This is a genomic window from Paenibacillus sp. CAU 1782 (assembly GCF_054551715.1).
In genome coordinates this window covers 1-9,745 of sequence record NZ_JBTOLL010000014.1, presented here as the reverse complement: position 1 = coordinate 9,745, position 9,745 = coordinate 1, and the positions used below count along the sequence as shown (strand labels likewise).

The 9,745-nt window shown below is 54.6% G+C and carries 7 protein-coding genes and 1 pseudogene; 5 read left to right on the top strand and 3 right to left on the bottom strand.

Going from position 1 to position 9,745, the window contains the following annotated elements; genetic code table 11:
• From ACX93W_RS20925 to ACX93W_RS20915, 3 genes and pseudogenes are all read right to left on the bottom strand, one after another.
• Positions 1-935, bottom strand: a pseudogene (locus ACX93W_RS20925) (hypothetical protein); the annotation flags it as partial.
• Between the two features lie 300 nt (positions 936-1,235).
• On the bottom strand, positions 1,236-2,294 hold the full coding sequence (locus ACX93W_RS20920; protein WP_459394314.1) for a hypothetical protein: 1,059 nt from the start codon (positions 2,292-2,294) through the stop codon (positions 1,236-1,238).
• A gap of 237 nt (positions 2,295-2,531) precedes the next feature.
• Positions 2,532-4,895 carry an exosporium glycoprotein BclB-related protein gene (locus tag ACX93W_RS20915; protein ID WP_459394313.1) on the bottom strand — a complete coding sequence of 788 codons (2,364 nt, stop codon included), beginning with the start codon at positions 4,893-4,895 and terminating at the stop codon, positions 2,532-2,534.
• Positions 4,896-5,240: 345 nt separating this feature from the next.
• Between ACX93W_RS20915 and ACX93W_RS20910 the strand changes: the two genes are divergently transcribed.
• The 5 genes from ACX93W_RS20910 (at position 5,241) to ACX93W_RS20890 (ending at position 9,155) form a co-directional block, all read left to right on the top strand.
• Positions 5,241-6,044, top strand: a complete 804-nt coding sequence (locus ACX93W_RS20910; RefSeq protein WP_459394312.1) for a hypothetical protein — start codon at positions 5,241-5,243, stop codon at positions 6,042-6,044.
• Between the two features lie 46 nt (positions 6,045-6,090).
• Positions 6,091-6,540, top strand: a complete 450-nt coding sequence (locus tag ACX93W_RS20905; protein WP_459394311.1) for a flavodoxin — start codon at positions 6,091-6,093, stop codon at positions 6,538-6,540.
• On the top strand, positions 6,540-7,223 hold the full coding sequence (locus ACX93W_RS20900) for a hypothetical protein (RefSeq protein WP_459394310.1): 684 nt from the start codon (positions 6,540-6,542) through the stop codon (positions 7,221-7,223). The genes ACX93W_RS20905 and ACX93W_RS20900 overlap by 1 nt, the downstream gene beginning before the upstream one ends.
• 223 nt (positions 7,224-7,446) lie before the next feature.
• Positions 7,447-8,301, top strand: a complete 855-nt coding sequence (locus tag ACX93W_RS20895; RefSeq protein ID WP_459394309.1) for a helix-turn-helix transcriptional regulator — start codon at positions 7,447-7,449, stop codon at positions 8,299-8,301.
• A gap of 179 nt (positions 8,302-8,480) precedes the next feature.
• Positions 8,481-9,155 (top strand): SOS response-associated peptidase, encoded by a 675-nt coding sequence (locus ACX93W_RS20890; protein ID WP_459394308.1) that lies wholly within the window; start codon positions 8,481-8,483, stop codon positions 9,153-9,155.
• Positions 9,156-9,745 lie beyond the last annotated feature (590 nt).

The following is a 9,745-nucleotide window of genomic DNA, read 5'->3' as shown; positions in this document are numbered from 1 at the left end:
GCTCCTGTTGGTCCAGTCGCGCCATCGGCCCCCGTTGCACCTGTAGCTCCAGTTGGTCCAGTCGCGCCATCGGCGCCAGTTGCACCTGTAGCTCCAGTTGGTCCAGTCGCGCCATCGGCGCCAGTTGCACCTGTAGCTCCTGTCGGTCCAGTCGCGCCATCGGCGCCAGTTGCGCCCGTAGGTCCTGTTGGTCCAGTTACGCCATCAGCCCCAGTTGCACCAGTCGCGCCCGTAGGTCCTGTTGGTCCAGTCACGCCATCAGCGCCAGTCGCCCCCGTAGCGCCCGTCGGTCCGGTTGGCCCAGTGACGCCATCGGCACCCGTCGGTCCAGTTGGTCCAGTAACGCCATCAGCGCCAGTCGCCCCCGTAGCGCCCGTCGGTCCGGTTGGTCCAATAACGCCATCGGCGCCCGTAGCACCCGTCGCTCCAGCAGCGCCCGTCGGCCCGGTTGGTCCCGTTGGCCCTGTAACGCCTGTACCTGTCGATCCTGTTGAACCAGTGGCACCCGTCGCACCTGTAGCGCCTGTTGAACCAGTGGCGCCCGTCGCACCTGTAGCGCCTGTTGAACCAGTGGCACCCGTCGCACCTGTGGCACCTGTTGATCCCGTAACCCCAGTCGCACCTGTAGCGCCTGCTGATCCTGTTGAACCCGTTGCGCCAGTAGCGCCAGTTGCTCCATCGTCTCCTCTGTGGCCGCGTTTTCCCCGTTTTCCGCGTTTTCCGCGTTCGCCGTGTGGTCCGGGTTCCCCAGTTGGGCCTTCAGGTCCTCTAAAACCACGTGGTCCGCGTGGACCCCTCAGAAATTTGATTTTACCCTTGCAGTGTTTTTTGTGCTTCTTCTTTTTCTTTTTTTTGTCGCAGGATTCTTTGCTGGATTGTACTTCGAGGGAGCTTTTTTTACTTTTAATAGATGTTTTAGTTTTGCTTATGCGCAAAACTCTCTTTTTATCTAGTGGATTATCCAGATTGAGCACCTCCTTCATGTATTGGTGATATATTATGAAGTTTAAGAGATCGTTGAGTGTGTGTTTGGGAAATAATTTTGCTCTAGTAAGACATGCGAAATTGAGGCGGCAAGCTAGAAAACGAAGAGTTTCTGAGAAAAGGGTGATTTGCGAAGCTGCTTTCTCCCAGAAACGTTTTTACGTTTATCTGAAGCGTGGGATGATCAGAAAAATGGAACAAAGATAGAACCCCAGTAAAATTGCCTGGGGTTCTGATAGTGTTACACATTTTTAGATGGAAGCTATCTTTGTAATTGTTAATGTTGCGTTTGTATCGTTGTGCAATTGAACGGCAACGTTGTCATTATTGACAATCTGGAGCGTTGTAGGAACAGTTGTGATCGGAATGATGATTTCGCCTGTTGTTGGGCCGCCGCCATCGCCAGTGAACGGCAGCGAGGTAACTGGAACACCGCCAACCTCAATATCAAAGCCTTGGGCATTGCCTTGATTATGAACACTGAAGGATACGTTGTAATAACCTGTTTCCAAAATGGTTACTGTAGCGCTTGGCGGTGTAAAAGCAGAAAAAGCAGGCCCTATGGAAAAGCCGTTCGTGAATGTTACAGCAGTACCTGCAGGAACCGCATCTGTACCTGGTCCGGCAAATTCTCGCCAGGCTGTCAGGAAGCTTTCCAGTTCCCCTGACGAACCAGTAGCACCAGTAGCACCAGTAGCGCCAGTAGCGCCAGTAGCGCCAGTAGCACCAGTTGGACCGGTCGGGCCAGTAGCACCTGTGGCGCCAGTCGCACCAGATGGACCGGTCGGGCCAGTAGCACCTGTAGGTCCTGTAGGTCCGGTTGGTCCAGTCGGGCCGGTGCCGCCGCTACCCGTAGCGCCAGTAGCACCTGTGGCGCCAGTCGCACCAGATGGACCGGTCGGGCCAGTAGCACCTGTAGGTCCTGTAGGTCCGGTTGGTCCAGTCGGGCCGGTGCCGCCGCTACCCGTAGCGCCAGTAGCACCAGTAGCACCAGTAGCACCAGTAGCACCCGTAGCACCAGTAGTACCGGTGGCCCCGCTTGTCCCAGTCGCGCCGGTAGCTCCCGTCGCCCCAGTAGCGCCAGTGGCTCCAGTAGCTCCCGTTGCGCCTTTAGGTCCCCGCTCGCCTTTTGGCCCTCGTGGCCCTCTCTTGCATTTCTCCTCGCAACATTCATCTTTGTGCTTTTTTTTCTTCTTTTTACCGCATTTTTCTTTATCCTTGCGAGCATGGATGGTGAGCGAACCTTCTTTACTCTGTAATCCTGACTTGCTTAAACGTATAACGGTCTTGCCAGTAAATAGATCACTCATTTTTTACCCCTCCTTTTTGTTACTCGATATATTACGAGATTCATAGATTGCTTGAGTGTGCGTTGTGGAAAAAATATGAAAAAAGCGAAAAATTGGTCGAATGCCTGCTAGGTCCGATGTGTAGAGGAGAGTTGGAATAGGGAGGAGTATGAAAAATTTCAATTGAATAAAACAAAAAGAAACAAGCCGACTGGAACAGCAGCCGGCCAGATCTTTTTTAATTATGCGTGATGCAAGTCAGGTTTCTACAATTGTGACGCCAGCGCTGCCATAGCCAGCAACCGTATTAATCAGCGTAACGCCGCTGGCAGTAGCCGAAAATACGAGGAGCAATCGGGTTTCAGCAGTCACTGGTATATTAAGCCCGTCTAAGCGCCCTCTGCTGATGTCTCCGATGCTAATCAGTCCGGTTAAGCCGGGAGTGAGCGACAAGCTGGTCCCTGCTATAGGTGAGAAAATATTGTTAGGCGTTGATGAACTATAGAGCTGTGCATTCACTGTAACAGTGGTACCAATTAAAGTAAGGGCAGCAGTGGTGCTAAAGAAGGCGGCGATGGAAGTAATGACACTGTCATTGGGAACCGTAAACGCAAAGTTCAGCAATGTTCCGGCTGCGCCTGTAAGGTCGATTGAAGCCCCCAAAACACTAAGCAGAGGACCGCTATTTCCAAACCCGACCAAACTCGCCGTGCCCGCTAATCCTCCAACAATTGTTGTTAAAGCAAGCGGCAGTCCCGAGGCAAACGGAATGATCGCGCCGCTTCCTGGCAGTCCGGTTGGCCCCGTTGGGCCATCGGCGCCAGTTGGTCCAGTCGCGCCATCTAAACCAGTAGCTCCGGTTGCTCCCGTGGAGCCTGTTGCGCCAGCTGGCCCAACTTCTCCAATGCCGGTAGCACCCGTAGGACCTGTTGGCCCAGTTGCTCCTGTTGGACCTGTCACACCGGTCGGCCCCGTCGGTCCAGTTGCCCCCGTGGATCCAGTCGCGCCGGTCGGTCCAGTTACTCCGACGCCTGTTGCGCCGGTTGGTCCGGTAACTCCCACACCGGTAGCGCCGGTCGACCCCGTCGGTCCAGTTGCCCCCGTGGATCCAGTCGCGCCGGTTGGTCCGGTATTACCCGCACCAGTCGCGCCTGTAGGTCCCGTCGCGCCCGTTGAGCCTGTCGCGCCGGTTGGACCTGTTGGTCCGGTATCGCCCGTACCAGTAGCGCCTGTAGGTCCCGTCGGTCCAGTCGCCCCTGTAGGTCCGGTATCACCGACACCGGTAGCGCCGGTTGGCCCCGTCGGTCCAGTAGCGCCCGTCGAGCCAGTCGCCCCTGTAGGTCCGGTATCACCGACACCGGTAGCGCCGGTTGGCCCCGTCGGTCCAGTATCGCCCGTTGAGCCGGTCGCCCCTGTAGGTCCGGTATCACCGACACCGGTCGCGCCGGTTGGCCCCGTCGGTCCAGTATCGCCCGTTGAGCCGGTCGCCCCTGTAGCTCCGGTTTCGCCGACACCGGTCGCGCCGGTTGGCCCCGTTGGTCCGGTATCGCCCGTTGGTCCGGTCGCCCCGCTTGGCCCCGTTGCGCCTGTTGACCCGGTGGAGCCGGCAGCTCCCGTTGCTCCGGTAGGTCCAGTAGCACCAGTTGTTCCGGCGGGCCCTTGCGGTCCGACCGGTCCTTGCGGTCCAGCCGGTCCTTGAAGCCCGGACGGTCCCTGAGGTCCTGCGTCACCTTGAGGGCCTTGGGGGCCAATGGAGCCCTGAGGACCGGCAGATCCTGTCGAGCCTGTTGCGCCCGCGGGGCCTTGAGGCCCTTGCGGCCCGATAGCGCCTTGGGGTCCGGCCGATCCCGTCGAACCGGTAGCGCCGGTTTGACCTTGAAAACCTTGAGGCCCTTGAGGTCCGGCCGGCCCCTGCTGCCCTGTAGCGCCAGTCGCTCCCGTTGAGCCGGCAGCACCCGCATTGCCCTGCGGTCCTTGCGGTCCGATAGCGCCGGCATTGCCTTGCGGTCCCTGCTGGCCTTGCGGTCCGGCAGGACCCTGTGGTCCCTGCTGGCCTTGCGCGCCTTGAGGACCCGCAGGCCCTTGGGGTCCCTGGGCGCCAGGATCGCCTTGAGTGCCTTGAGGTCCTTGTGGACCTATCGCCCCTTGAGTACCCTGAGGCCCCTGTGGCCCTTGAGGGCCTTGCGCTCCTGTTGCGCCCGTCCCCCCGGTTGGCCCCGGTGGTCCGCCGGATGGACCTGTCGCGCCTGTAGCTCCCGTAGCTCCAGTGGCGCCTGTAGCCCCGGTCGCCCCGGTCGCGCCAGTGGCTCCCGTCGCCCCGGTCGCGCCAGTTGGCCCCCGGTCGCCGTCATGTCCGCGTTTGCCTCGCTTGCCCCGTTTCCCGCGATCGCCGATGGGGCCAATAGGGCCCGGAAAGCCTCCCGGTCCAACAAATTCGTCTTCGCAATCGTGGTGAGGCCTTGCGCCTCCCTGAATGATAATTCTGTCCTTTTTGACAGCCGTGCCCGAGCTTGCAGATTTCAGCGGTTTTTTCGCCTTTTTACTTCTGTATTTACTGATCCATACCGTTTTGGACGCGCCTCTTCGGCGTTGTTTGCGTTTAGATGAAAAGTCCAGATCCATGCACCTCCCTGAAGTTTATTTAGTTTATGGTCTAATGTCCTGAATGGTTTGGGTGCAAGGGCGATCATGGATAGGCGTTTGTCTATTTTTCGAAAAATGGGCGCTGTTAGGGACAACGCCAAGGATGGGCAGGGCTCTGCAAGAGGAGGGGGAGCGCGGCATTGACAGAATAACTGAGAATGTTTATCATATATACGACAGTGATAATCATTATCATAATAATATTGATGAATAATATGGTCAGGCTGTAACCAAATCCGCGCGAAGCGGAACGACTATATAGATAGCGGAAACGACCGGAAGTGCAAGACAGGAGCGACGCATAGACAAGAAAGGAGCATCATTATGCAGACGGGCATTCAAAAACCTTGGAATTGGCTGCTATTCCCTTTTTCATCGATTAAAGCGGGACCGGAAGGCGTCTATGCCGCATCGGTCGGCTATGGCGTTTATGAAATCGATAGCACCATAGAATCCTGGGATAAACTAAATAAAGGGCTGGAAGACACGACCAGCATTCATCGGCTGCAGCTTCAAAATGAACTTTTGCATGCCTGCACGAGTCACGGCCTCTACGAATGGACGGGCGACCATTGGGAAAATGACGGTTTGTCCCTCCCCAGCTACCAGTACCGGGATATCGGCGGGACGCAATATGCAGGAACTGACGATGGCCTATGGATTAAAACGGGGGCAAAATGGGGCTATCTTGCCTGTGAAGGGAAAAGCATCTACGATTTTATGAACCTGCCGCAATATCTGATTGTTGGCCACAACAAAGGCATTTCCCTATATGACCGCTTTATGGATGAGTGGGCGGAGTTCGAGTTGGAACGCAGCATTGCGAGTCTTGCCGTTTATCGCGGCCATCTGATTGGCACAAGCGATCAAGGCGAATTGTTCGTCGGGGACAAAAAAGGGCGGTTTGACCGAATCAAGTTTGGCGGCAAATTCGTATTCTCCGTCACCGCCAAAGGGCGGGACATCTACGTTTGCACCGATCAGGGATTGTTCACCCTGACTTACATGGGAGATCGGCTTGTGCTTTTGTCCGTCAAGCTTGGTTTTCCCGTCACGGATGTGGACGTTCAAGGAAAACAGCTTTATATGGCTACGCTCTTCCAGGGCGTTCAGTCTATGCAGTTATAGAGAAAGAAACTTAATTTGAGGATATAAGCTCTGGGAGGAAACGGGAATGACTAAAGTGATTGTGGTGTATGCGAGTTTGACAGGAAATACGGAAGAGATGGCGGAGGCCATCACAGCAGGAGCGAGGGAAGCGGGGCTTGAGGTTACGCTCAAGGAAGCTTATGACGCTAAAGCGGAGGACCTGCTCCAGTACGACGGGATTATACTGGGCGCGTACACATGGGGAGACGGCGAGCTTCCGGACGAGTTTCTGGACTTTTACGAGGATATGGAGAGTCTTGATCTGAGCGGCAAGCAAGCTGCTGTATTTGGTTCTGGCGACACCTCGTATCCCGACTATTGCGGAGCTGTCGACCTTATTGAAAAAAAACTGAAGGAGCTTGGAGCCGAAATCGTAGTCGAAAGCCTGAAGTTTGAATACAACGCCTCCGATGAAGAAAAGGAACAAGGGAAAGCTATTGGCGCGGCCATGGCGGGTGTGTTGTGCAAGGGGTAATGACACCTCCGGTACGGATGGAAGACGCGCAGATTGAACGATTGCTGCGCGATCAAGCAGCCCCGAGGCAGAAGGGCCGCCAAGGGGGTTGCGGACAAACCGCCGGAAGCTGGACCGACCTGGCTCTTCAATCCGCATGCTTGTCCGCTTTTGACATTTGCCTTAAGCCGTACGATCAGCGAAGCGATGAAATGGTGGAGCGGTCGGTGATGCGGCGGTTTACCAATCGCCATTACCAATTTCATTCCGCGGAGCATTTCCTCCAGATCAAACATCAAATCACCTCTAACTTGCAGTCCTTTTTGGTACATCGTCCCTGCGAGGGGACGATAATGGCCCGTTTCGAGTCGTTTTCCGTATACGTGGAGGAGCTGGATATGGAATTGTCGCAGCATTTTCACATGGTGTGCATGCATTCCGATGGCAACGGCGATTATACCGTGCAAAAGCTGGTTGCGGATGAAAATGCCGATTCATTGAGTCTATACCGTCACATGACGGCCGTGTTTGGGCGTTATGCATTCGGAAGGCTTCCGTCTCGCATTGAAGCGCTTCTTCCTTTGTCCGGGAAAATCATTGCTTGGAAGCCTGACCAGGAATCCCTGGAGGAATCGCTGGATTATATGAAACTGGTCAAAAGCATGGTTGTGAACGAAAATGGGAATTTGACCCTTCGCAACTAACGCGATCATTCGGCGCGATAGCGTCAACCGGGCATTTCAAACGCTTTGCAGCAACGGACAACGAGTTCCGTTTGCTGCAGAGCGTTATTTTTTTGGAATCAGGCCGGAAGTCTGTCGAAAAGTCGTTGTCCTTTGGCGGGTCGACCATTAAAATGAAGTGAAGCGCCATTAGGGTGAAGCACCAATTGATGATGGACTAACGCATGGCTGGAGGAGATTTGTTTTGACAGATGATTTATTGCTGACGTTTCGCTCGCCGCCGCTTCCTTTTTTTGTGGAATCGAACCGGTTGACATACAAGCCTGGAGAAGAACATCCCAACCGCTCCAATATCGGGGTGTTTGACCTTTTGTTTGTGCATAAAGGAGCACTTTCTATTGCGGAGGAGGACCGTCGTTGGACTCTGGAGCCGGGCGACGTGCTTATCCTTAGGCCGGACCGCTGGCACTATTCGTTCCATCCCTGCACGGAGGAAACAACCTTTGACTGGGTTCATTTTCAGACGGTAGGGGCATGGGAGGAAACGCCGGCCAACCAGCCCGGCACGCTGCGAGGCGATTACTACACCTATGCGATACGGGTGCCCAAAAAAATGAAGCTCACGTACCCGGAAGAGGCTTCGCAGGTATTTTCGCAACTGCATGATGCCGCCCAAAGCTCCTCGCACGGAGCATTCTGGGATCGCCAACAGCGTTTTCTTCATTTGCTGCAAATGCTGGACGAGGGATGGCGTTCCGATGCGGCGAAAGCCGCGGTATCCGTCGCGGAGCGGGCAGCGGCATACCTGAAAATGAATTATCGATTGCCGATTACTAACGCCATGTTGAGCGAATCGCTGGAATTGCACACCAACTATATTACGCGCTGCATGTCGGAGGTATTTGGCTGCACGCCGCAGCAGTATCTGCTCTATTATCGCCTTGACCAGGCCAAGCTGCTTTTGATCAAGACGGACTGGACAATCGCCAAGGTTGCGGAGGATACGGGTTTCCGCCAAACGCCGCATTTCTCTCGGCTTTTCGCTGCACATACCGGCATGCCGCCTCTTAAATTCCGCAAGCGCTTTACGTCTCACTAACGGAACAACCTAACAAACTAACAACCTGATGACTTGACAACCGGATTTTGCACATGCCGCATTTGGCTGTGCTGAGATCTGGTTGTTTTAGTTTGCTCTTTTTTTCATGCATAATTATGAGCCGGATAGCAAAAAATGGATTCAATTACGCGTGCCGCAGGCAAAAGGAGATAGAGGCGATGATTGAACGTTTTTCGTTAACGGCTGATACGGGTGAAGTGGCAGTGAAATTTGGCGTCCGGCAGATTATGAGCGATATGGGCAACCGGTTTAATGTGGCTCCAACGCAAACCGCCTCCATTATTATGAATGATCGTCATGACCGGCGTGTGCTTCAGGAATCCCGCTGGGGACTATTCCCGTTTTGGGCGAGGGATGCTGTTAATACGGATCATGAGACGCTCGGGGAAAAGCCTTACCTCCACCGAATGCTTCAAACCCAGCGTTGTGTCATTCCGTGCAGCGGTTTTTACGGCCAAAAGATCATTGGCAACGAACGCGATCCCCGCGCCATGTATACGACTGTTCCGACTCAGCCTTTACTCGCGATAGCGGGCTTTTTCGATAGCTGGAGGCATTTCGGGGGCAGGGAGGAGCGGGCCTTTACGATGCTGACGGCAGCTTCCGCCGGCCACATGTCTGCCTGGCAGCCAAAGGTGCCCATCATTCTGGATGAGGACGGAGTCGAGGAGTGGCTAAATCCGAAGGAGCGGGAATTCAGCCGGCTCCGCAAGCATTTGGAGCCGTTGGAGGGATACCTGATGCGTTCCTATCCGGTTACCAACGCCGTGCACGATGAACAATACGAGTCCCCGGATTGCGTGCTGGAAATATCGATGGGCGATTTTGCCTGAAGGACGGGAGCCAGTTTAAAAGCCCTCGGGAGGGCTGACTAAGATAGAGCAGATTCCGATAGGGCAGACATAGGCAGATATAAGGCAGACATAGCAGACATAGGGCAGACATAGTGCATAGGGCAGATATAGGGCAGACATAGTGCATAGTGCAGACATAGGGCAGATATAGGGCAGACATAGTGCATAGGGCAGATATAGGGCAGATATAGTGCATAGTGCAGACATAGGGCAGACATAAGGCACACTAGACAAGTTTGGCCCGCGATTAGGAAGGGGGGGGATAGTGATGTCAGTGATGCCAAAATGAATGATAGGTTAAACCGGTGTAGCCCTTGGTAGGGTTAAGGGCTGTTTAATGGCGTTAATTCCGCAAGAAGTGGAAGGCTCCTCCTTTAAATAAACCGCTTTTAAGGGTTTGTTTCTTTTACCGGTTTATTTAAAGGGGAGCCGGAAATTGGTCGCTCTGGAGTTGTCAATAAAAGTGCAGTTTGAAAACACACTCATACAGAAATCCCGTTACTAGGCTGCTTGTGATAGCACTCTTTCGCGATAAATAGCTGGGGGCCAGCCCCCTGGATTAGAGGTAT